This window comes from Mangrovibacterium sp. (genome assembly GCF_041596335.1).
Taxonomy (GTDB): domain Bacteria; phylum Bacteroidota; class Bacteroidia; order Bacteroidales; family Prolixibacteraceae; genus Mangrovibacterium.
Window position 1 is genome coordinate 1 of sequence record NZ_JBFHIT010000043.1, and the last position, 21,839, is coordinate 21,839.

The 21,839-nt window shown below is 42.4% G+C and carries 19 protein-coding genes, 1 tRNA gene and 1 pseudogene; 10 read left to right on the forward strand and 11 right to left on the reverse strand.

The genetic code is table 11. The features are described 5' to 3' along the window. Together ABZD21_RS14250 and ABZD21_RS14255 are read right to left on the reverse strand one after the other, a co-directional pair. Window positions 1–727: pseudogene (locus ABZD21_RS14250) on the reverse strand (GNAT family N-acetyltransferase); the annotation flags it as partial. 101 nt (window positions 728–828) lie between these two features. Continuing rightward, complete coding sequence (locus tag ABZD21_RS14255; protein WP_372775729.1) at window positions 829–1,605, reverse strand: Bax inhibitor-1/YccA family protein; 777 nt, start codon at window positions 1,603–1,605, stop codon at window positions 829–831. A 139-nt stretch (window positions 1,606–1,744) separates the two neighbouring features. On the opposite strand from ABZD21_RS14255, the gene ABZD21_RS14260 reads away from it, so the two are divergent. From ABZD21_RS14260 to ABZD21_RS14285, 6 genes are all read left to right on the forward strand, one after another. Further along, window positions 1,745–1,829: transfer RNA gene (locus ABZD21_RS14260), tRNA-Ser, on the forward strand. Window positions 1,830–2,326: 497 nt separating this feature from the next. Beyond that, the gene (locus tag ABZD21_RS14265; RefSeq protein WP_372775730.1) at window positions 2,327–3,388 is read left to right on the forward strand and encodes a mechanosensitive ion channel family protein; all 1,062 of its coding nucleotides are present in this window, start codon (window positions 2,327–2,329) and stop codon (window positions 3,386–3,388) included. A 107-nt stretch (window positions 3,389–3,495) separates the two neighbouring features. Continuing rightward, complete coding sequence (locus tag ABZD21_RS14270; RefSeq protein ID WP_372775731.1) at window positions 3,496–4,122, forward strand: lysophospholipid acyltransferase family protein; 627 nt, start codon at window positions 3,496–3,498, stop codon at window positions 4,120–4,122. After that, window positions 4,119–5,207, forward strand: a complete 1,089-nt coding sequence (locus ABZD21_RS14275) for a glycosyltransferase family 2 protein (protein ID WP_372775732.1) — start codon at window positions 4,119–4,121, stop codon at window positions 5,205–5,207. The genes ABZD21_RS14270 and ABZD21_RS14275 overlap by 4 nt, the downstream gene beginning before the upstream one ends. After that, complete coding sequence (locus tag ABZD21_RS14280; protein WP_372775733.1) at window positions 5,186–5,929, forward strand: tetratricopeptide repeat protein; 744 nt, start codon at window positions 5,186–5,188, stop codon at window positions 5,927–5,929. Before ABZD21_RS14275 ends, ABZD21_RS14280 begins: the two co-directional genes overlap by 22 nt. Before the next feature lie 483 nt (window positions 5,930–6,412). Continuing rightward, window positions 6,413–8,440 carry a S9 family peptidase gene (locus ABZD21_RS14285; protein ID WP_372775734.1) on the forward strand — a complete coding sequence of 676 codons (2,028 nt, stop codon included), beginning with the start codon at window positions 6,413–6,415 and terminating at the stop codon, window positions 8,438–8,440. 77 nt (window positions 8,441–8,517) lie between these two features. Here ABZD21_RS14285 and alaS read toward each other — a convergent pair whose 3' ends face one another. Next, entirely contained in the window at window positions 8,518–11,142 is a 2,625-nt protein-coding gene (alaS, locus tag ABZD21_RS14290) for an alanine--tRNA ligase (RefSeq protein ID WP_372775735.1), read from the reverse strand. A 175-nt stretch (window positions 11,143–11,317) separates the two neighbouring features. Between alaS and ABZD21_RS14295 the strand changes: the two genes are divergently transcribed. The 4 genes from ABZD21_RS14295 (at window position 11,318) to ABZD21_RS14310 (ending at window position 14,633) form a co-directional block, all read left to right on the forward strand. Next, window positions 11,318–12,289 carry a peptidoglycan DD-metalloendopeptidase family protein gene (locus tag ABZD21_RS14295; RefSeq protein WP_372775736.1) on the forward strand — a complete coding sequence of 324 codons (972 nt, stop codon included), beginning with the start codon at window positions 11,318–11,320 and terminating at the stop codon, window positions 12,287–12,289. A gap of 12 nt (window positions 12,290–12,301) precedes the next feature. Beyond that, complete coding sequence (locus tag ABZD21_RS14300; RefSeq protein ID WP_372775737.1) at window positions 12,302–12,640, forward strand: MerR family transcriptional regulator; 339 nt, start codon at window positions 12,302–12,304, stop codon at window positions 12,638–12,640. A gap of 94 nt (window positions 12,641–12,734) precedes the next feature. After that, window positions 12,735–13,832 carry a Nif3-like dinuclear metal center hexameric protein gene (locus tag ABZD21_RS14305; RefSeq protein WP_372775738.1) on the forward strand — a complete coding sequence of 366 codons (1,098 nt, stop codon included), beginning with the start codon at window positions 12,735–12,737 and terminating at the stop codon, window positions 13,830–13,832. Window positions 13,833–13,856: 24 nt separating this feature from the next. Next, on the forward strand, window positions 13,857–14,633 hold the full coding sequence (locus tag ABZD21_RS14310; protein ID WP_372775739.1) for a zinc ribbon domain-containing protein: 777 nt from the start codon (window positions 13,857–13,859) through the stop codon (window positions 14,631–14,633). Window positions 14,634–14,792: 159 nt separating this feature from the next. Here the strand turns inward: ABZD21_RS14310 and ABZD21_RS14315 are convergent, their stop codons facing one another. The 8 genes from ABZD21_RS14315 to porV form a co-directional block, all read right to left on the reverse strand. Then, window positions 14,793–15,587, reverse strand: coding sequence for a YgcG family protein (locus ABZD21_RS14315; RefSeq protein ID WP_372775740.1), 795 nt, complete (start codon window positions 15,585–15,587; stop codon window positions 14,793–14,795). Window positions 15,588–15,592: 5 nt separating this feature from the next. Further along, window positions 15,593–16,033, reverse strand: a complete 441-nt coding sequence (locus ABZD21_RS14320; protein WP_372775741.1) for a TPM domain-containing protein — start codon at window positions 16,031–16,033, stop codon at window positions 15,593–15,595. 7 nt (window positions 16,034–16,040) lie between these two features. Beyond that, window positions 16,041–16,637 carry a LemA family protein gene (locus ABZD21_RS14325; protein ID WP_372775742.1) on the reverse strand — a complete coding sequence of 199 codons (597 nt, stop codon included), beginning with the start codon at window positions 16,635–16,637 and terminating at the stop codon, window positions 16,041–16,043. A gap of 408 nt (window positions 16,638–17,045) precedes the next feature. Continuing rightward, window positions 17,046–19,214: a tetratricopeptide repeat protein gene (locus ABZD21_RS14330; RefSeq protein WP_372775743.1), complete on the reverse strand. Its 2,169-nt coding sequence runs from the start codon at window positions 19,212–19,214 to the stop codon at window positions 17,046–17,048. Between the two features lie 59 nt (window positions 19,215–19,273). Next, entirely contained in the window at window positions 19,274–19,606 is a 333-nt protein-coding gene (locus ABZD21_RS14335; protein ID WP_372775744.1) for a thioredoxin family protein, read from the reverse strand. Continuing rightward, complete coding sequence (locus tag ABZD21_RS14340; protein WP_372775745.1) at window positions 19,606–19,965, reverse strand: CoA-binding protein; 360 nt, start codon at window positions 19,963–19,965, stop codon at window positions 19,606–19,608. Before ABZD21_RS14340 ends, ABZD21_RS14335 begins: the two co-directional genes overlap by 1 nt. A 140-nt stretch (window positions 19,966–20,105) precedes the next feature. After that, window positions 20,106–20,585, reverse strand: a complete 480-nt coding sequence (gene ispF, locus ABZD21_RS14345; protein ID WP_372775746.1) for a 2-C-methyl-D-erythritol 2,4-cyclodiphosphate synthase — start codon at window positions 20,583–20,585, stop codon at window positions 20,106–20,108. After that, the gene (gene porV / locus ABZD21_RS14350) at window positions 20,585–21,760 is read right to left on the reverse strand and encodes a type IX secretion system outer membrane channel protein PorV (protein WP_372775747.1); all 1,176 of its coding nucleotides are present in this window, start codon (window positions 21,758–21,760) and stop codon (window positions 20,585–20,587) included. The genes ispF and porV overlap by 1 nt, the downstream gene beginning before the upstream one ends. Window positions 21,761–21,839: the final 79 nt, after the last annotated feature.

Consider the following 21,839-nt stretch of genomic DNA (forward strand, 5'->3'; position numbering starts at 1 on the left):
ACTCCTCAATCATCGCCCGGATATCCTTCGGATCGATGCGCTTGTAGTTATCGTGTTTGACCCACGCCTGTTCGTAGATTTCCATGAAATCGGCGATAAACCGCTCCTTCTCAGCAAAGCGAAACTTCTCGAAAGTATACCCAGGCTTTTTAGCCGCCCATGCTGCAATTTTCCAGAAGCGCTCCGGTAAATCGGGACTGGTAATATCGAGATGATAGCTATGCTGTTCGTAGTAAGCTTCGAACCCGTAATTCTGAAATAAGCTGGCATAGTAAGGCAAATTATACTGCATGCCAAACCCCTGCTGCATAAAACCGTCGACCAGAACTCCCCAATTAAAAAAGTTTTCACCAATATTGATCGGGCCATCAACCGCCTCCATGCCTTTCGACTTCAGCCAATCAATCGCCGTATCAAAAAGCAGGTTTGCCGCCTCCTGATCATTCTCACATTCAAAAAAGCCGATTCCACCGGTTGCTTGCTCAAAACTACGAGCATACGTTTCGGTTACAAAAGCCGAAATCCGACCAATGATCCGACCGTCCTTCTCAACCATCCATCGTTTTGCCTCGCCCGTTTCCAGGCTGTTATTCTTGGTTGGGTCGAAGATATTTTCCACCATCATTCGCAATGGAGGAACCCAGTTTGAGTCGTTTTGATATATGGTATATGGCAGCTCGTGAAACGCGTTCACCGATTTCTTATCGTCTACCTTGATAATTTGCATAGAGCTTAGCTTGAATAAATCCGCCCGAAAATAACACTTCCGGTGCTAAAATAAAAACAGGGACTGAAAGTCCCTGCATGGCAATATCTTGCTAGTTGTTTTTAGTCGCGCCGCGAAGCCAGTTTGGCCAGCAAACGAAGAATTTCCAGATACAGCCAGATTAATGTCACCATCAACCCAAAAGCTCCGTACCATTCCATGATTTTTGGCGCACCGGTGTTCGATCCGCGTTCAATAAAATCGAAATCTAAAATCAGGTTCAGAGCAGCAATCACTACAACAACCAAACTAAATCCGATACTTATATTGCTGTTCCCGTGTAAAAACTCAAGATTGGCGCCAAACATGCCGGCTATAAAGCTCACAAAATAGACCAGTGCAATACCACCTGTAGCAGCCAAAATACCCATTTTAAATTTTCCGCTGGCACGCAGGGTTCCATTACGAAACAATAACAACATCACAAAAAACACGCCTAAGGTCAAAGCGACGGCACGCATCACCAGACCTGGGTACATACTTTCGAAGAAAGCTGAGATCCCTCCCAGAAACAATCCTTCGAAAACGGCATACAAAGGTGCGGTTACATTTGAGTTTTGTGGTCGAAACACCGTTACCAAAGCCGTTATAAAGCCTCCGATTCCACCACCGATCATCCACAGCGAAATGGCCGAAAAAGCTGCTTCGGGCGATGAATAATCAGCTACACCGAAGAATTTACGCCAGGTAAATAAAGCGGCAAACGTAACAATCAACAACATGAGACCGGTTTTATTCATCGTACCATTGATGGTCATTACACCCGAGTCAGTACGACTATCCAAACGACTAAAGACACTTTGTCCAAAAACCGGATTGGATGATTTTGTCAAATTCATAGTTCAATGTGATTTAAAATTCAGGACAAATATGCTATAAAAATGATGCCAAAATAAAGCTGTTAATAAAAACCTGCCGAAACTGCAGGCAATTTGTTGTTTTTTCAATTAGATTTTTTCTATTTTCGCCACCGCAAACGGAGAGATGGCAGAGTGGTCGAATGCGGCGGTCTTGAAAACCGTTGATCTTCACGGATCCGGGGGTTCGAATCCCTCTCTCTCCGCAAAAAGTAATTCAAGCCTGTAGGTCAACACTTACAGGCTTTTTTATTGCACTGAATGCTAATAGACTCGTTCCTAAAAGGACTTATTGTGGGCCTATATCGCTATGCACTGAATGCTAAAACTACTTCGAATGACCAAACAGTAGGCTCTGCAACAAAGCTGCAACCCGGGGATACGAACCGGAACAGCAAGAAACACCACAGATCGTGCAGACAACAAGCAATTTCTTATCGCTCAATTTCCCCATGCCATTTCGTCCTTTTTTTGCACCCCACGCCATTCCCGACAGCATGAATCAATTTAAAACTGAAGAAACCAGTAACACTGTTTCAATTACATTCACTTAAAAAACGAGCAAAACCAGAAATATCAGTCACAGCGGCGACTGTGCTCGCATGAAATTGATTACTTTTAGGACTACACTTGGCCGATGGACAAAAAGGAACAAAAAAAAAATTCAGCACACCATCCATTCCGGCAATAAAGCAATTGAAAGATGGAACACCTATTTAAAATATTGGAGTCATTGATGGAACCAACAGCAGTGCTGATTGGACTGACGCTACTTTTAATCTTAAACAACTGGGTTTTTAACCGAATTAAATCAACTATTTCGAGCGGCAATATTACAAAGGGAGCGAGTTCCTTTTTGCTAACACTCATTGGTATTCTGGCATTCATTCTTGTTCTGCCGGTTGACAAAGCGCTAAAAGGGCAAATATTAAGTTTTATGGGCATCATCATAAGTGCCGGTATTGCCTTAAGTTCAACAACAGTTCTTGGTAATCTTATTGCGGGTATCATGAATAATTCCATGAATCGCTTTCGAAACGGTGATCTGATTAAAATTGGAGACTTCCATGGGAGAGTGATCAAAAAAAGTATTTTTCACACCGAAATTCAACTCGAAGACAGCAATTTCATTACGATTCCAAATCTCTATATCGCCAACAACCCGGTTAAACTGATCCGCAAAACAAATTCGGTAATTTCAAGTTCCGTCTCATTGGGTTACGACGTAGCTCGCGATAAAATCGAAGAGGCATTAAAAAATGCGGCCCTTGCAGCCGGACTGTCTGATCCGTATGTGTATATAACAAGCTTGGGTGACTTTTCAGTTGTTTACAAAGTCCATGGATTTCTGGAAGATAGCAGCAAGTACTTCAGCACGATCTCACAGCTTAACGCATCCGTCATGGATCAACTTCACAAAGTAAAAATTGAAATCGTTTCACCAACTTTCATGAACCAACGACGAGTTGACGATAAGGAATTCATCCCCGCGCTGGTCACCACCAAAGACACCACCAACGAAAAATCTCCGGAAGATTTAATATTTGACGAGGCGATAAAATCGGAAAAACTTGAACTAAAAAAAGACTCCCTAAAGGAGATCAACCGAAGACAAGAAGCTTTAAAAGAAAAACTCAAGGACTTAAAAGATGAAAAGGAGATTGAAAAAATAAATCTGATGATCAAGAAAGATGAAGAATTAAAAAAGCGTATCTCCAAAAGTATTCAAGAACAAGTTGACAAAGAAAAAGGCGCTTCAAAATAAGCCATGCCCGGCACAATATGACTTTTGATTGGATCGCAAACCGATTCGCGTTTAATTTGTCGTTCCTTGTTCCTCTGTCACTTTTTGTTTTACAAAAAATCCCGATAATGTTAACCGCAAAACACAACTTTCTAATTTATCCGTTTTTTCAGAAGTATGCAGGTTGGATTATCAACCGACATTTTGGCACAGTTCAAATTATCGGGCATCTGAACAAAAAAGAACTCCCCATATTGCTAATTTCGAACCACATAAGCTGGTGGGATGGCTTCTGGGGCATGTACGTCAATTCGAATGTCTTGCACCGGAAATTTCATTTTATGATGCTCGAAGAACAACTTCAAAAGTATTGGCTTCTCAGATACACCGGTGGGTTTTCGGTCAATAAAAAATCGAAAAGCATGGTTGATACATTAAATTATAGTGCCAAATTACTTCACGATCGCCAAAACATGCTCCTTATTTTTCCGCAAGGCGAAATTCAGAGCCTCCACAACCAGACTTTTCATTTTGAAAAAGGAGTAGAACGAATCGTGAAGGACAAACAAAATGCTGTTCAAATTGTATTTATGGCCAATTTAATCGATTATTTTTCGAACCGAAAACCGGGTATTTTTATTCATCTGCAAGAATATGAGAGTAACGCTTTTGATATTAACTCAATTCAGGAAAGCTACAACCTATTCTATGCTCGCTCAGTTGAACGCCAAAAGAACTCAACAGGTAACAAATGATCTACATTGCTTATTTTATAGTCGCATTCTACGTCATCCAACTATTGGTTGCATTAAGCAATCTCGTGTTTGTCGTTCAATTAAAGCCTGTTGAGGGTAAATCCGCCCCCTTGATTTCTGTTTTGATTCCCGCCCGAAACGAAGAAAAAAACATTGGGGTTTTGCTGAGTGCATTGATCAACCAAGAGTATCAAAACATTGAGATCATTGTTTTCAATGACGTTTCAACCGACAGAACTTCGGAAGTTGTTGCCGAAATTGCAAAAACCGATCAGCGGATCACCCTTATAAATTCTGAAAACCTACCTTCAGGTTGGCTAGGGAAAAATTTCGCCTGCCATAGCCTATCGAAATATGCCAAAGGCAAGTATCTGCTTTTTTTAGACGCCGATGTTCAGGTGAAAAATTCAGCAATTGCAAACAGTATCGCTCTGGCCGTGAAATACAAATCAGGTTTACTTTCAATATTCCCGAAGCAAAAAATGAAAACTATCGGCGAACGATTAACGGTTCCAAATATGAACTACATTCTACTATCACTTCTGCCATTGGCGCTTGTGCGCAATTCCAAGTCCACCTCATTGGCCGCAGCCAACGGGCAGTTTATGTTATTCGAAAGCGAAACGTATTTCGCTACCAGCCCGCACGAAAAATTTAAAGACAACAAAGTAGAAGACATCAATATTGCCCGGTACTACAAGAACAATAAAATTTCGGTTGTTTGCCTTCCGGGGGACGACAATGTTGAGTGCCGCATGTACAATAGCCTTGGAGAAGCGGTGAATGGGTTTTCGAAAAATGTCACTTCTTTTTTTGGAAATTCGTATACCCTGGCAATCGTATTTTGGCTCATCACCACATTTGGGCTTTTGGCGATTTTCTATGGGGTCGGATTATTTCAATTCTATCTGGCGCTAACAATATTCCTCTTGTCCAGAATTGTAATTTCGATTATCAGCAGGCAAAACATGTTGCTAAATTTAGTTCTGCTAATCCCGCAGCAACTAGTCATTGGACTTTTTATCGCCAAAGCAATAATCAACAAATTTAAAAATCAATCTGAATGGAAAGGGCGAACTATTTAACATTGATGTTCTGTCTGCTTTTATGCTCTTCAAACGTCATTGCATCCAATAAATCCGACATCTACAGAGCGTACATTCAGAATGATATGGATTTGTGGCAAAAGACAATCGACAAGATGAACCAACAAGAGGTTAAAAGCATTGCATTCAGACTAGAACTGCTTAATTACCAATATGGTTTCATCGCCTGGTGCATTGGAAACAAAAAGAGTGAACTAGCAGAAAACTATCTCGACCTTGGAGAAACGAACCTAACTTTTCTCGAAAAAACAGGCAATTACTCCTCTCTTGTAAATTCATACAAATCTGCTTTTTATGGATTCAGAATAGGCCTAAACCGCTTTAAAGCTCCATTTATTGGCCCCAAAAGTGTCGATTGTGCCTTGGCGGCAATGAAACAAGATTCTACTAATCCGTTTGGGTACATCCAATACGCCAATTCTCAATTCTACCGACCTCCTGTTTTTGGAGGTTCAAAATCAGTTGCTCTGGAGTACTATAAAAAAGCTGAAGTTTTAATGTATCGAAATAAGGCCAACATCGACCAGGATTGGAATTATTTGAGTTTGTTGGCTATGATTGCCCAAGCTCACAGCGAACTCGAAGACTATAGCAATGCCAAAGCATACTACAACAAAATATTGAACATTGAACCTGACTTCAGGTGGGTAAAAAATGAACTGTACCCTGATTTACTGGAGAAAATGAACGCACTGAAATGAAAGACAAAACACGACCAGAAAACACTCTACTAACTAGACAATTAGCAACGAGCTGAATAGACTTATTCCTTCGAACATTCCCTTTAAAGGTCGTATGCAAATTTTGTCACAAACTTAATTTCAGGATTAATAGCTTATTGTGTATTCCCGAAAAACCGGCAATCAAATACCATGTTATCCATACCGATCAAATTACTCTATTCTAAAATCGAACTCAGGTCATTCGTATCGGAGGCTCTTCGGCCACCGACGATAAACTTAGTTATCGGCTGCAAAAATAAACTTTCAGCATTCGAGCCTGTTTGTTAAAGCTAAAATCGTTCATTAATAATTTCCCAAATTCAGTGTAACTTATTGGTCTGTTTGCAGACAAACAATTCGAAATCAAAAACAATCACTATGAATACAAAGCAATTCGTCTTATTTTCTTTTGTATTATTTTTTTTAGCTTCGTGCGAACACAAACAAGTACCCCAAGCCCCTATGGCAAAGAAAATCCCACATAAACTTGAGATCCACGGTGATACACGGATCGACAACTACTACTGGTTAAACCAGCGCGAGGATAGTGCGGTGCAAAACTACCTGCATGCCGAAAACGCTTACACCGACAAAATGATGGCGCACACCGAACCATTGCAGGAAAAGCTATACGAAGAAATTAAAGGTCGGATTAAACAGGACGATGAATCGGTTCCGTACCTGTCTAACGGTTATTATTATTATTCCAGAACAGTGCCCGAAACCGAGTACTACCTGTTGTGCCGCAAAAAAGGATCGACGGAGACCGAAGAGGAATTGCTGCTTGATGTGAACAAAATGGCTGAAGGATATGCGTATTTTTCTATTGGTGGAAATTCAGTGAGCCCGAACAACAAAATTTTGGCCTATGGAGTCGACACCGTGAGCCGACGTAATTATACAGTCTACTTTAAAAATTTGGAAACCGGCGATTTACTGGAAGACCAAATTCCAATGACCACTGGCGGAATAGTTTGGGCAAACGACAATAAAACGGTGTATTATTCGCTACGCGATGAAGAAACCTTGCGAAGTATCAAAGTGATGAAGCACATTCTCGGAAGTCCGGTTTCTGATGATGTGGAGGTATTTTACGAAGCCGACGAAACCTTTGGCACCGGAATCTTCAAAACCAAAGGAAATGATTATCTGATGATCGTTTCGTACAGCACCCTCACCACCGAATACCAGTTTCTGGATGCCAACAAACCCGAAGGTGAATTTAAAGTGATTCAACCGCGTATTCGGGGACTGGAGTACGATGTCAATTACTACGGAGGCGACTTTTATATCCGCACCAATCTCGACGCTCAGAATTTCCGACTGATGAAAACTTCGGTTGACAAGCCGGGAAAAGAAAACTGGATTGAAGTAATACCTGAACGCGATGATGTTTACATTGAAGACTTCGACCTGTTCAAGGATTTCATGGTAGTACAGGAACGCAAAGAGGGATTAAACTCCCTGCGTGTAATGCCCTGGAATGGAACTGAGCACTACATTACTTTCGACGAAGAAGTGTATTCGGCCAGCATTGGAACCAACCGAGAATACAACACTAACAACCTGCGTTTCAACTATTCTTCGTTAACGACTCCGACCTCGGTTTTCGATTACAATATGGATACGAAAGATCGGAAACTAATGAAAATGCAACCGGTTCTTGGCGATTTCAATCCAACAAACTACGAGGCCAAACGTGAATACGCGATGGCCGAAGATGGAACAAAAATACCAATGAGTATCATCTACCGCAAGGGCATGAAGAAGGACGGAAACAACCCGACGATGATCTATGGCTACGGCTCCTACGGCTATACCATTGATCCTTCGTTCAGTTCAAGCCGGCTTTCATTGCTCGACCGGGGATTTGTGTATGCTATTGCGCACATTCGTGGCAGTCAAGTTAACGGCCGAAAATGGTACGACGACGGAAAACTGCTGAACAAGATGAATACCTTCACCGACTTTATTGCCTGTTCGGAACATCTCATTGAAGCGAACTACACCAATCCTCAAAAACTATTTGCCAAAGGAGGTAGCGCCGGAGGCTTGCTGATGGGCGCTGTTGTGAATATGCGTCCCGACTTATACCGAGGAGTAATTGCTGCTGTTCCGTTTGTTGATGTGGTGACGACCATGCTCGACGAAACGATTCCCCTTACCACCGGCGAGTTCGATGAATGGGGCAACCCGAAGGACAAGGAATATTACGATTACATTCTTTCGTATTCGCCTTACGATCAGGTTGAAGCGAAAAAATACCCGGCCATGCTTGTCACGACCGGACTGCACGACTCTCAGGTTCAATATTGGGAACCGGCAAAATGGGTGGCAAAACTGCGTGATCTGAAAACCGACAACAACCCCCTACTCCTGAAAATAAACATGGACTACGGACATGGCGGTGCATCGGGTCGTTTTGAGTGGATTCGGGAACTAGCCCTCGAAGATGCGTTCTTATTCAGCCTTCTTGGAATAACGGAATAGATGTGACAAATATGTACAACAAAAAAGCGATCGGCATAGCCGGTCGCTTTTTTTATCTCTATTCGAATTAAGGACTACTAATTCAGAAATGAACAAGCCTTTTCAATCGCTGCCTGCAATCCGGCAATGTCCTTACCGCCAGCTGTCGCGTAAAATGGCTGGCCTCCGCCTCCACCTTTCATTTCTTTGGCTGCCTCGCGAATGATCTTGCCTGCGTGCAAGCCTTTTTCGGCTACAATATTGTCCGAAATCATCACTGTCAACAATGGTTTTCCATCAATTTCGGCACCAACTACAAGGAACAGATTCTCAACTTCTCCTTTCAGCTGAAAAGCCAAATCCTTCACCAAAGCGGCATTGTCAATTTCAATCTTACCGGCAATGATGTTGATACCGTTCTCCATCATTACTTTACTTTTCAGGTTCGATTTCATAATTTTCAAACCTTCACGCTGAAAACTTTCTATTTGCTTTGACAGCTCATTGTTTTGCTGAACCAAACCAGAAACACTCGCCAACACATCGCTCGATCCTTTAATGGCTTCTCTGATCTGAAGAAGCAGCGCCAACTGATCATTGATGAACTTCTCGGCACGAGACGCTGTGATCGCTTCAATACGCCTGATTCCGGCTGCGACAGCACTTTCTGAGACAATTTTCAGCAACCCAATTTGACCGGTTGCCTGCACATGCGTTCCTCCGCATAACTCAACTGATTCGCCGAACTTAATCACACGAACCTGGTCGCCATATTTCTCGCCAAACAACATCATTGCACCCAGGCTTTTTGCCTCGTTAATCGGAATTGTTCTTCTTTCTTCCAAAACCGAATTCCGGCGGATCTTCTCATTGACCAACAGTTCTACCCTGGCCAGCTCCTCATCAGATACTTTCTGAAAATGTGAAAAGTCAAAACGCAGATGATCGGCATTCACCAACGATCCCTTTTGCTCAACATGAGTTCCCAGCACTTCGCGCAGGGCAGCATGCAGCAAGTGTGTGGCTGTGTGATTATTCGCAACCTGCATCCGTCGGTCAACGTTAACAACTGCTGTAAAAGCCCGTTCCGGATCTTCCGGCAGTCTTTCAACCAAGTGTACGATCAGGTTGTTTTCTTTCTGCGTATCGAAAACCATGGTCTTTACACCTTTTGCTTCAATGTATCCCTGATCACCGACCTGGCCGCCTGATTCTCCGTAAAATGGAGTCTGATCGAACACCAGCTGATAATATGTTTTTTTCTTTTGAGTCACTTTTCGGTAACGCGCGATATGAACCCCCGCTTCCAGTTTGTCATAGCCCAAAAATTCGGTCGATTCAATTCGCATCAGCTCCACCCAATCGTCAGTTTCCTGCTGTGCCGCATTTCTCGATCGATTTTTCTGCGCATCCATTTCGTTGTTAAAGCCAGCGCCGTCAACGGTCATGTTGTTTTCACGGGCAATCAGTTCAGTTAAATCAAGTGGAAAGCCGAACGTATCGTATAGAGTAAAGGCATCTTTACCTTCAATAACCGTTTTCGTTTCAGCTTTTGCTTTTCCCATGATTTCGTCGAGCAATTTAATCCCTGTCGACAGTGTGCGAAGGAAACTTTCTTCTTCTTCCTTAATCACTTTTTCAATCAACACCTGTTGAGCGTTCAATTCCGGGAAAGCATCTCCCATATTGCGCTTAAGCACTTCAACCAATTTGAAGATAAAGGCTTCGCGGAAATTCAGGAACGTGTAGCCATACCGTACCGCACGGCGCAAAATACGACGGATTACATATCCGGCTTTATTATTCGATGGCAGCTGTCCGTCGGCTATTGCAAACGAGATCGCCCGCAAGTGATCGGCGATAACGCGCATGGCAATGTCCGACTTCTGGTTTTCGCCATATTTAATTCCACACAAAGCGGCTATTTCAGCAATAACAGGCTGGAAAACATCCGTGTCGTAATTCGACTTTTTACCCTGCAACACCATACAAAGCCGTTCAAATCCCATTCCGGTGTCAACATGTTTGGCAGGCAGCTCTTCAAGCCGACCGTCTGCTTTCCGGTTAAATTGAATGAAAACCAAGTTCCAGATTTCAATCACCAGAGGGTTATCTTTGTTAACCAACTCGCTGCCGGGAATCTTCGCCCGCTCTTCATCGTCGCGTAAATCAACATGAATCTCGGAACAAGGTCCACAGGGACCCGTGTCGCCCATTTCCCAGAAATTGTCCTTTTTACTTCCGTTCAACACACGCTGAGCAGGAAGATATTTCAACCAAAGATCCTTCGCTTCTGCATCCAGGTCCAGGTTGTCATCTTTACTTCCTTCGAAAACAGTGGCATACATACGGTCAGCAGGAATGCCCATCTGATCATGCAGAAACTCCCATGCCCAATCAATCGCCTCCGTTTTAAAATAATCACCGAAAGACCAGTTTCCTAACATTTCAAACATGGTATGGTGGTAAGTATCGTGCCCAACTTCCTCCAGATCATTATGTTTCCCGCTAACGCGCAAGCATTTTTGGGTATCCGCGATCCGAACCGATGTGGCCGGCTGATTGCCCAGAAAAATGTCTTTAAACTGGTTCATTCCAGCATTGGTAAACATCAATGTTGGATCATTTTTTACGACCATTGGGGCCGAATCAACGATTGTATGTTGCTTAGAAATAAAAAAATCCAGAAAGGCTTTCCGAATGGCTTTGGAATTCATCTCCATCGTTTCTTCTATGTTATAATATTTGTTAAAAAGCTTTAATTGCACTGCTATCAAGCTGCATTCCAGCATAAAAAGCTTAAGTTTGCACCGATCAAACCAGCTTGATTTAAAAGTCTTGCAAAGTTAGATTAATTACTTAAATTTGTTACACTTGTAAAAAAGAAATTGGTTTTCTATGGTAAAAGCGAAGTATAAATTCAACCCCGAAACGTTGAACTATGTGAAGGTTGAAACCAACTTTAAAGCTAGACTATCGCGCCTTCTTGTTCTTTTTTCCGTCAGCTTGGTAATGAGTGCCGTAATGCTGGTGGTTTTTCTGCAATTCTACGAAACTCCGAAAACAAAAATTCTGAAACGCGAGAATCAGCGTTTACTCACCCAATACGAAATGATGTATAAAAACCTGAAGGACGTGGAGAAAGTGCTCAGTGACCTTCAGGAGCGGGACGACAACCTTTACAGAGTTATTTTTGAAGCCGATCCGATTCCAAGTTCAGTGCGTAATGCCGGATTTGGCGGGATCAACAAATATTCACAACTCGAAAGTCTGGACAACTCGGAACTGGTTATTAAGACAGCCCGCAAACTCGACATCATTTCCAAACAAGCGTATGTACAGTCCAAATCGTACGACGAAGTTGTAAGTTTAGCCATGAATAAAGAAAAGATGCTGGCCAGTATTCCTGCGGTTATGCCAGTATCAAATAAAGACCTAAAAAGAACAGCATCCGGATGGGGATTCCGGATTCACCCTATTTATAAAATCCGCCGCTTTCACTACGGGATGGATTTTACTGCTCCTATTGGAACTGAAATTTATGCTACCGGAGATGGAGTGGTCAAAGAAGCTGAAACGTCAAGAAGCGGATTTGGACGCTGGGTGGTGATTGATCATGGTTTTGGCTACGAAACACTGTATGGCCACATGAACGAATTCAACGTTAAAAAAGGCCAAAAGGTGAAACGTGGAAGCGTTATTGGCTATGTCGGAAATGCAGGAACATCCTCCGGCCCTCACCTACACTACGAAGTTCATAGAAACGGAAAACCGGTCAATCCGCAATATTATTACTTCAAAGATTTGACCCCCGACGAATATGAACGAATGATTGCACTTTCTGTAAATGCCGGTCAATCGTACGACTAATCTGCCATACTGGTGCCTTACAAGAAGCCTCAAATAGAAAAAATTTACTATTCTATCAGTGAAGTTGCTGATATGTTTCAGGTGAACACCTCACACATTCGCTATTGGGAAAACGAATTTGAGGCGTTGAAACCATTCAAGAACAAGAAGGGGAATCGCTTGTTTACCAAAAATGACATTGAACAATTAAAGTTGATTCATCATTTGGTAAAGGAACGTGGACTGACTCTAAAAGGCGCAAAACAAAAGCTGAAAGACAACAAAAAAGAAGTATTAGAACAGCACGAAATGGTTGAACGTCTGCAATCCATTCGGCAAATGCTGATCGACATAAAAAACGAACTGGATTAACATTCGTTCGATCTCTTTGATTTTTAAGGTCGAATCCTGTTAGGAGCTGTTATATTCGTTCGGCAACGACCTCGAAACCCGGAAAATTAACTTCATGCAAATACGCGAAATAACAAACTATATTGAATCGATTGCACCCCTGGCCTACCAGGAGAGCTACGACAATGCCGGGCTTTTAGTGGGACACGGAAGTACTGAGATTAACAACATCCTGATATGTCTGGATGTAACTGAGGAAGTAGTTGATGAAGCAATCAACGAAGGCTTCAAGCTAATCATAGCGCATCATCCCCTGATTTTCAGCGGGATCAAAAAAATCAACGGAAAAAACGAAGTGGAACGATGCCTGATTAAAGCGATTAAACACGACATTGCCATCTATGCCGCTCACACCAATCTGGACAGTGTACACGGTGGTGTGAACAGTAAAATCTGTGAACGTCTGAGCCTTCTAAACTGCAAAACATTAGCGCCCGCAAAAGGCCAATTAAAGAAACTTGTCACCTTCATTCCGGAATCACATGCGACTTCGGTGCAACAAGCGGTATTCGAAACCGGAGCCGGACACATTGGCAATTATGACTCGTGTGGGTATCGCTTAAATGGCGAAGGTAGCTTTCGTGGAAATGAACAGACCAATCCTTTTGTTGGAGAACAGGGTAAGCTGCATTACGAAAAAGAAGTTCGTTTTGAAACCATCTTCCCCGCGCACATACAGAATGGCGTTATTTCGGCCTTACTCGTTGCACACCCATACGAAGAGGTAGCCTACGACATTTATCCGCTCGATAATGAATTTGCAACGGTTGGAGCCGGAATGATCGGTGAACTGAACCAACCAGTGCCTGAAAACGAATTTCTTCAATTCGTAAAGAAACAGTTCGACTGTCAGGTTGTTCGACACAGTCCTTTACTGGGCAAAAGCATCCATAAAGTTGCGGTTTGTGGTGGTTCCGGGAGTTTCCTCATCCGGCAGGCAATGGCGGCCAATGCGGATATTTTTATCACCGGCGATCTGAAATACCATCAGTTTTTCGAGGCAGAAGGAAAACTTGTTTTAGCTGACATTGGTCACTTTGAAAGCGAACAATTCACTAAAGAAGTTTTTTATGAATTACTTACGAAAAAATTCCCTAAATTTGCCATCCGTTTATCGGCTGTTAAAACCAATCCGATTAACTACTTGATTTAAAAAGAACAAAACAGCTTTCAAAATATGAATACACAGTATCGCGAAGAAGACAAAACCGTGCCAATTAGTGAGAAACTAAAAGCACTTTTCGAACTACAGACTGTAGCCTCTGATATTGACAAAATCAAAACCCTTCGTGGCGAGCTTCCGTTGGAAGTTCAAGACCTGGAAGATGATATCACCGGTCTTAAAACCCGGATCAGCAATTTTGACGATGACGTAAAAACGCTGGAAACATCAATCCAAAACCGGAAATCAGCCATCAAGGAATCGGAAGCATTGATTGCAAAATATACGGAGCAACAAAACAACGTTCGCAACAATCGCGAGTACGATTCATTGAGTAAAGAAATTGAATTCCAGAAGCTGGAAATTGAGCTTTCTGAAAAACGCATCAAGGAATTCACCCTTGAAATGAACACAAAGAAAGAAACGATTGAGAGTTCAAAAGCTCAGCTTTCTGATCGCGAAGAAGACTTGGAACGCAAGAAGAAAGAACTGGATGAAATTACCGCTGAGACGAAAATTGAAGAAGAGAAATTGAAAAGCAAAGGCGAGAAAATCGAAGGCATGATTGAAACACGCTTGCTTACTGCATTTAAACGGATTCGGAAAAACGCCCGCAATGGCTTGGCCGTTGTAACTGTTCAACGTGACGCCTGCGGTGGTTGCTTCAATAAAATCCCACCACAACGTCAAATGGATATCGCCAACCGCAAAAAAATTATTGTTTGCGAATATTGCGGACGTATTTTGGTTGACAAAGACATCATGGACGTTGAAGCTGGTGCTGAAGATTAATTTCAAACCATCAGAATACGACAAAGCCATCCCTCTCGGATGGCTTTGTCATTTCCGGCAGGTGTCTTCATGCTGAGGCAGCATAAAAAAAAGCCTGCATGCTTTTAATCAGCTTGCAGACTTCTATATTATGATTTAGTCTTTTTTTAATTGTGACGCTTACCAGCTTCCACCAGCACCGCCACCGCCGAAGCCGCCTCCACCGAAACCGCCAAAGCCGCCTCCACCTCCGAAGCCACCACTGCCACCGGAAAAATTACCATACGAACCACGATGAGAACTGCTGCCCATCAATCCGCCAAGAAGCAACCAAAATGGCAGGCTATTTCCGCCCGTATAGTAACCACGTCTACCGCGGAATAGGGTAAGAATAAATACAATGATTAAAAAGAGGCCAAAAAGCCCAAATCCGGCACCACCGCCACCACTCACTTTCTCGTGGTATTGCTCAGCAGTAAACTCCTGTGCCGCTAAACCCATTATCACTTTGGTTCCTGCATATAATCCACCAAACGTATCCCCTTGTTTAAACCGTGGAATCATTTCAGCATTGATAATATCGCGATTCGCGGTTGCGTCGGGAATTATTCCTTCCAACCCGTAACCGACAGCAACAAACACCTGTCCGCGCTCTTCATCAGTCTTGGGTTTGAAAAGTACAACCACTCCATTATCCTTCCCATCCTTACCAACGCCCCATTTCTCACCTAGCTGAAAAGCAAAGTCCGACACATCGTAGCCGTTCAGGCTGGGAACAGTAACAATCACAATCTGGGTTGAAGTTTGCCGGGCAAATTGAGCTAACTCCCCCTCCATCTGACTAACTTGCTGCGAGCTAAGTACGTTCGCAAAATCATTCACCAACCTGGGCGGATTAGGTTTATCCGGAATATCCTGCGCAAAGGAGCTAAAACCAATTAGCAATGCTATTATAAAGAAAAATCGTTTCATCATCGTTTCTAGTTTTTTCCGAACGAGATTTCATCCGAAAGTTCATTAACATCATCTTTTTGGTACGGGAAGTGTTTCTTTAACTGCTCGCCAGCCATTAAAATCCCCTCCGATAAACCATCTGCAAACAAGTTCTCCTTGAATCGTGAAAGCATATGCTGTTTAATCTGATCCCAAAATTTTTCAGGAACCCGGGCATTTATGCCGGCATCTCCCAGGATTGCAAACTTATGATCGTAAACGGCCAGGTAAAACAAAACGCCGTTCCGAGCATCGGTTTTGTGCATTTTTAACTGCCCAAACCAATAAGCCGCACAATCCAGCACTTCCCCTTTGCAACGACCTTCAACATGCACCCGAACTTCTCCGGAGGTATTTAATTCAGCCGTTTTAATCGCATCGGTAATCTGCTTTTTTTGTTCTTCTGTAAAAAAATCTATAACTGCCATACAATTTTTATTCTTCGAAGTTAACTACAGGAGCCTTCTCTGCTCCTTTTTCGGCCTCGAAATAGGCTTTCTTTTCAAAGTTGAACATACTAGCGTAAATATTCTTCGGGAAAGTCCGTATGAATGTGTTGAATGTTTGAGCTGACTCATTAAACTTTCGACGTTCAACAGCAATCCGGTTTTCAGTTCCTTCCAATTGAGCTTGTAAATCCAGGAAGTTCTGATTGGCCTTCAGGTCCGGGTAGCGTTCAACAACCACCATCAGCTTGCTTAGCGCTGAACTTAAACCTGTTTGAGCCTCCTGAAATTGCTGGAGCGCTTCGGGGGTTAAGTTGTCGGCATTTAGATTTACAGAAGTCGCTTTCGAGCGCGCTTCAATTACCCCCTGAAGAGTCTCCTGTTCGTGCGACGCATAGCCTTTTACGGTATTCACCAGGTTGGGAATTAAATCGGCACGGCGTTGATAAACGTTTTCAACCTGAGCCCAACTGGCACTCACTCCCTCGTCCATGCGAACCATATTGTTATAGGTACCTTTAATAGACGAGTAAGCAAAAAGAACAACAACCGCAATCACGGCCAGAATTATCCATGTCTTTTTCATAGTCATAAAAATTTGAGATCTGTATTTTCTGTTAATAATCGAAATATGATAAAATAGAAGAACGATAATCACCCTTTATCGGGGAATGCAACGTTTTTGTCGCTGTAATGGGTTAATCAAAAGGCGAACCAAAACCTAAACCATGTCAAAAGTTGATTCTTTGTTGAAAACCAAATTTAAGCTCCTGCTATCAGAATCAACGTTACGAATAAAAAAGAGTTCAATACAAGTCTTTTACATCTACGTCTAAACTTCGCAAACTCGTCCATTCAAAAATAGTTCGTGCCATTTTGTCGGATATGTATCTGGAGTTATTTTTCTCCTTGCAGTCAGGTTGGCCACGCTTCCTCAGGTTGCAGTCGCAACTTGTTCGCCAGAATCTGTGGGTAATCGACGAAACAGATCTGCTTAAATTGTATCCTTGTATCTTTTCAACGTGAAAGAAAAAGTGCTTCCCTCCCCCTGAACTGAATCTACGCTGATAGTTCCTCCATTAGCGTCTACAAATTCCTTACAGAGCAAAAGTCCCAAACCTGACCCTTTTTCGTGATTTGTACCGTAGGTTGAAACATGGTCGTTCGGGTTGAAGATCTTTGAAAGATCGTCGGGTGAAATTCCCACCCCTGTATCCTGGACTGAAATCATCAGAAAGTCATTCTGCTCATTTGCAGTGACGTTAATTGAACCGCCGCTACCGGTAAATTTAATCGCATTGGAGAGTAGATTGCGGAAAATGAGATTCACCATATTGAAATCCGCATAAGCCAACAGCTCTCCTTCCAGTTTGGTAATTACCTTTATTTTTTTGCTCTCGGCGAACCGGGAGTTCAATAGAATGTTGCTTTTTACCAATGACGACAGATCCAGCCGCTCCGGCTTGAAACTGATGGTGTCTTTTTGATTTTTGGCCCATGACAGAAGATTATCCAACAAAAAGTAGGTACTCTCCGCTTCGTCGCGCAGTTCGTTAATTATTTGCTGACGGAGTTCCTCCGGAAACATATCCGGGAAGTCGGCCAATTGCCCGATCACATCTTTAAAAGCGCCGATAGGGTTTCGCAAATCATGGCCGATAATCGACATAAACTTGTCCTTGGTTTCATTCACTTTCAACAACTCCTGATGCTGCAAACCAATTTTTCGGTTCTTAAAGGTGAGCAAATCGTTTGCTTTCTTACGTTCCGAAATAAAATATAACATCACCAGCGAGATCAAGATCAGCGAAACAATCCCCAGTGACAAGATCAACGTACTATATTTGTGCTTCTTAATTTCGAGATCCTTAATTTGGTTGTCTTTTTGAAGAAGCTCAACTTCCTTTTGCTTCTGAGCGAAATCCATCTCTGACCGAACTTGCGCGAAATTACTCATACGCTCACGATTGTACAATGAGTCGGAAATATTCGAATATTCCTCCATGCACGCATAAGCCTCTTTATATCTACCTAGCCGATTTAGTATTTGCGCTTTAAGCTGACATGACTGTTGTTCCAAATCAATTACACCGCATTCCTTCGCTAAATCTCTCGTCTCATTAATTTGCTTCAAAGCCTGCTCAAGGTGATTTTTCTCCAGACTGACCTGTGACAGAACATATTTCGTATTAGCGATTCCATCCTGCATCTTCACCTCTACAAAAGTAGACAAGGCTAAATCCAGATATCGATCCGAATTCTCAAAATCGTCTTTTAGCATATAAACCTCTCCCAGCCCAAGCCAGGCATAGGCTCGATCAAAATCCCCGGACTGAATGCTATCTGAAATTTGAATTACCTGATTATAATAAGAAATTGCTTTTTCGTATACCCCTTTATCTTTATAAATCTCACCGATGTTATTCAATACAATCGCCTGACCAACGAAATCGTTGAGTCTCTTATTCAGCTCATAGGTTTCCAGGTAGTATTCCAGCGCCCGATCATAATCTTTCCAGGAATGGTAGTTGACCGCGATGTTGTTTAAGATACGGGCTTCGATATTCGAGTCTTCTTTTTTCCGGTAATATTCCAATGCATTGAGCAAATAACGCAAGCCACTCACCCGATCTCCTTTTGCTGTTAAAACGGAGCCAATATTCAATTGGATGATCGCTATTTTGTCGTCAAGTTTTAGTTCAACGGCTTTGGCCAGTGCCTCATGATACAACTCCAATGCCTTCGGATAACGACCATGATTCATATAATACGAAGCCATCGTAATCTGCCCCTGCATTATTAATTGCTGATCACCGATCTCCTCAGCTAACTCTCGACCTTTCTCTGTATTAATTCTGCCTTCCTCAAAATTTCCGGACAACATATATCCGGCTCCGATTATCAGATGAGCCTTTGTCTCTCCGGGACGATCCCTGTTTTCACTTGCGATATCAAGCGCGATTTTGCCGTATTCAATTACTTTAGAAGGGTCGAGATACTGGTACTCTTTAGACAAGTCAATATAAACCTCAACCAACTCTTTCCCGTCGAGTTGCGGGATTAAAGCGGAACGGCTATCGATCTTTGCCGTTTGACTATAACAATTTAGCGCACAGATTAGGAAAACGACAATGTAAACCAGTTTTTCTAAGACTCTCTTCAAGCAAGCTTTTATTTTCGTTGTTCAAAAATAGATTTATTTACTAGTAATTCAAATTCCAATCAGGAAAACAACAATCGGTACGGACGTAAAAGATCATTTTTCAACTCTTCCAAACTAAACCCCCGGCTCTTTCGAATAAACTCTTTCCCCTCAAAGAAGATAACAATTGTGGGGACTGCAAAAATCCGACATTGACCGGCAATCTCAGGATTAGTATTTATCGGCACATAAACCGGGCTCAATTGCTCAAAGTGTTCCGTTATCATCTCAATGACCTTTGGTTTTAGCACTTTGCAAACCTGACACTCTTCGGTTGAAAAATAAGCCAATACAGCCGATTTCTGCTGTAACAGTGCTGAAAATTCGATGAAAGATCCGTTGAATTCAAGCATCAGTACTGACCAATACTTAGCAACACAAGCGTACACGCGATTTCAGGCTGGATACCGTTATTTTCAAGTCGCTTTATAAAAGCGTCATTTTCGGTTCCCGGATTAAATATTACCCGCTTAGGTTTCAATTGCTCAATATAGTCCATATAGCTATCTTGGTGTCGCGGCCCGATATACATCGTTACGGTATCAATCCCCTCCAATGGCTGAGTGTTTGTTACAAAGCTAACGTCGCCAACTTTTCCAGCTTTTGTTGCTAAAGCAACCACTTCATGGCCTTTTTGCCGCAATGCTGTAATTGCCTTATAGGAGTAGCGTTCCGGATTTGTACTGGCTCCAATTACTAATGTTTTTTTCACAGGTATCTATTTAAATTATGCTTTTGATTCTCTGTTGGATCAAACAACAGCCCCTTGAAAATCGTTTGAATCACTTGTGAAACTCGTAGAGTTTTTAGGTTGCCTTTGTTTGAAATCTGTACAACGCTCGCTTCGTTCGATCAATCCTTTTCAATTAATACAACAGCATAAGCTGATATTCCTTCCTGACGTCCCTCGAAACCAAGCATTTCGGTTGTTGTCGCCTTAACGGAAACCAAATCGGAATCAACCTCCAGAATTTCAGCCATTTTATCTTCCATTCCCGGAATATAATCTTTGAGTTTTGGCTTTTGCGCAGCTATTGTCGCGTCGATATTGCCAATCCGATAGCCTTTATCAGCAATCAAGCACTGACATTTTTTCAGCAATAGCTTACTATCAACGTTTTTAAATTCGGAAGAAGTATCCGGAAAATGATACCCGATATCGCGTAGCTTAGCGGCACCAAGCATAGCATCGCAAATGGCATGAATTAACACATCTCCATCTGAATGAGCGACTGTTCCTTTAGAATGTGGAATTTGTATTCCTCCCAGCCACAGACTTTCTCCTTCGGCTAAACGATGAACATCATAGCCCAATCCTACCCGTATTACCATTATCGTCTCTTCTTACTTAAATCGTCAAAATCGAAGGCCAGAGAGAAACGTAGGGTGTTGGCCAATGGGTGATTGCTTTGTGTTGGGAATAAATACGAAAAGTCGAGCGTAAATACATTCAATTTAAACCCAGCACCAGCGGTCAAAAACTTCCGGTTTCCCTTGTTTTCATTCTCGTGAAAATACCCAACCCTCAGCGCGAACTGTTGCTGATACCAGTATTCAACACCGAATGAAAGATTGATTTCCTGCAATTCTTCTTCAAAACCACCCGGAGCATCTGTAAATGAACTAAAAATTCCGGCGACTACAGATTGGTCACTTTCATATAGGGGATCAACAATAACTCCATCATCATCGGTAACCGTTCTTGTATTGGGAGTTGGCACCAGCAGCTTATTTATATCGAATGCAAACGAAACGGCGTTATAATTATCCAATTCAACTTCGTAAGCCGTTCCCAGACGAAGGTTTGCCGGAATGAAGTCTTTGGTTTCACCGTCGGTATATGAAATTTTACTCCCGATATTTGAAATGTTGATACCGGCAGAAAACACTGAGTTTTTACGGTTCCGCCGCATCTCATTGCGATAATAAAACGCGATATCGGCAGCAAACGAGTTACCGGCATGAGATTCAGTATTTTCAAAACTAGCCCCACCAGTCAAATCGGAACGAATATAGCGCAACGCTACCGAGCCCGAAAACTTTTCGGAAAGCAACCGGGTATAGCCAAAATCTAAAGCAAACTCATTGGGATTCTGCTGCCCCATGTCTTCCCCAATAGAATTTCGAAACGTGATACTACCTAGCGAAAAATAGCGAAGTGAAGCACTTACTACTTGCTGGTCATCCAAACGTTTATAGCCAACCAGATAAGCCAGATTAATATCATCAACCAAATTACGCAACCAAGGAGAATAAGACAAAGCCACTCCCATATTACTTTCAATAAAAGCGTATTTCGCTGGGTTCCAGTGCTGAGAATTCATATCCGCAGAGGTTGCAGCACCCGCATCCCCCATGGCTCCGGCCCGTGAGTCGGGAGCGATTGTTAGAAACGGAACAGCAGTCGAAACAACATTCGATCCTGATGTTGAACTTTGTGCGAAAGACTTACCTGAAGCTAAAAATAACAACGCGACAAGCATCGTCAATACAAATTGACATCTCATTTTATTCATTTTTGATTTGGCTGCAAAGATAACTATTTAGACTTATATAGACTATTTTCCTAGTTAAACGGGAAAAAGC

Bases quoted from the DNA above. Each gene is read 5' to 3' on its own strand.
- ABZD21_RS14255 (WP_372775729.1), bottom strand. From the start codon at position 1,605: ATGAATTTGACAAAATCATCCAATCCGGTTTTTGGACAAAGTGTCTTT.
- ABZD21_RS14265 (WP_372775730.1), top strand. From the start codon at position 2,327: ATGGAACACCTATTTAAAATATTGGAGTCATTGATGGAACCAACAGCA.
- ABZD21_RS14270 (WP_372775731.1), top strand. From the start codon at position 3,496: ATGTTAACCGCAAAACACAACTTTCTAATTTATCCGTTTTTTCAGAAG.
- ABZD21_RS14275 (WP_372775732.1), top strand. From the start codon at position 4,119: ATGATCTACATTGCTTATTTTATAGTCGCATTCTACGTCATCCAACTA.
- ABZD21_RS14280 (WP_372775733.1), top strand. From the start codon at position 5,186: ATGGAAAGGGCGAACTATTTAACATTGATGTTCTGTCTGCTTTTATGC.
- ABZD21_RS14285 (WP_372775734.1), top strand. From the start codon at position 6,413: ATGGCAAAGAAAATCCCACATAAACTTGAGATCCACGGTGATACACGG.
- alaS (WP_372775735.1), bottom strand. From the start codon at position 11,142: ATGGAGATGAATTCCAAAGCCATTCGGAAAGCCTTTCTGGATTTTTTT.
- ABZD21_RS14295 (WP_372775736.1), top strand. From the start codon at position 11,318: ATGGTAAAAGCGAAGTATAAATTCAACCCCGAAACGTTGAACTATGTG.
- ABZD21_RS14305 (WP_372775738.1), top strand. From the start codon at position 12,735: ATGCAAATACGCGAAATAACAAACTATATTGAATCGATTGCACCCCTG.
- ABZD21_RS14310 (WP_372775739.1), top strand. From the start codon at position 13,857: ATGAATACACAGTATCGCGAAGAAGACAAAACCGTGCCAATTAGTGAG.
- ABZD21_RS14315 (WP_372775740.1), bottom strand. From the start codon at position 15,587: ATGATGAAACGATTTTTCTTTATAATAGCATTGCTAATTGGTTTTAGC.
- ABZD21_RS14320 (WP_372775741.1), bottom strand. From the start codon at position 16,033: ATGGCAGTTATAGATTTTTTTACAGAAGAACAAAAAAAGCAGATTACC.
- ABZD21_RS14325 (WP_372775742.1), bottom strand. From the start codon at position 16,637: ATGAAAAAGACATGGATAATTCTGGCCGTGATTGCGGTTGTTGTTCTT.
- ABZD21_RS14335 (WP_372775744.1), bottom strand. From the start codon at position 19,606: ATGCTTGAATTCAACGGATCTTTCATCGAATTTTCAGCACTGTTACAG.
- ispF (WP_372775746.1), bottom strand. From the start codon at position 20,585: ATGGTAATACGGGTAGGATTGGGCTATGATGTTCATCGTTTAGCCGAA.
- porV (WP_372775747.1), bottom strand. From the start codon at position 21,760: ATGAGATGTCAATTTGTATTGACGATGCTTGTCGCGTTGTTATTTTTA.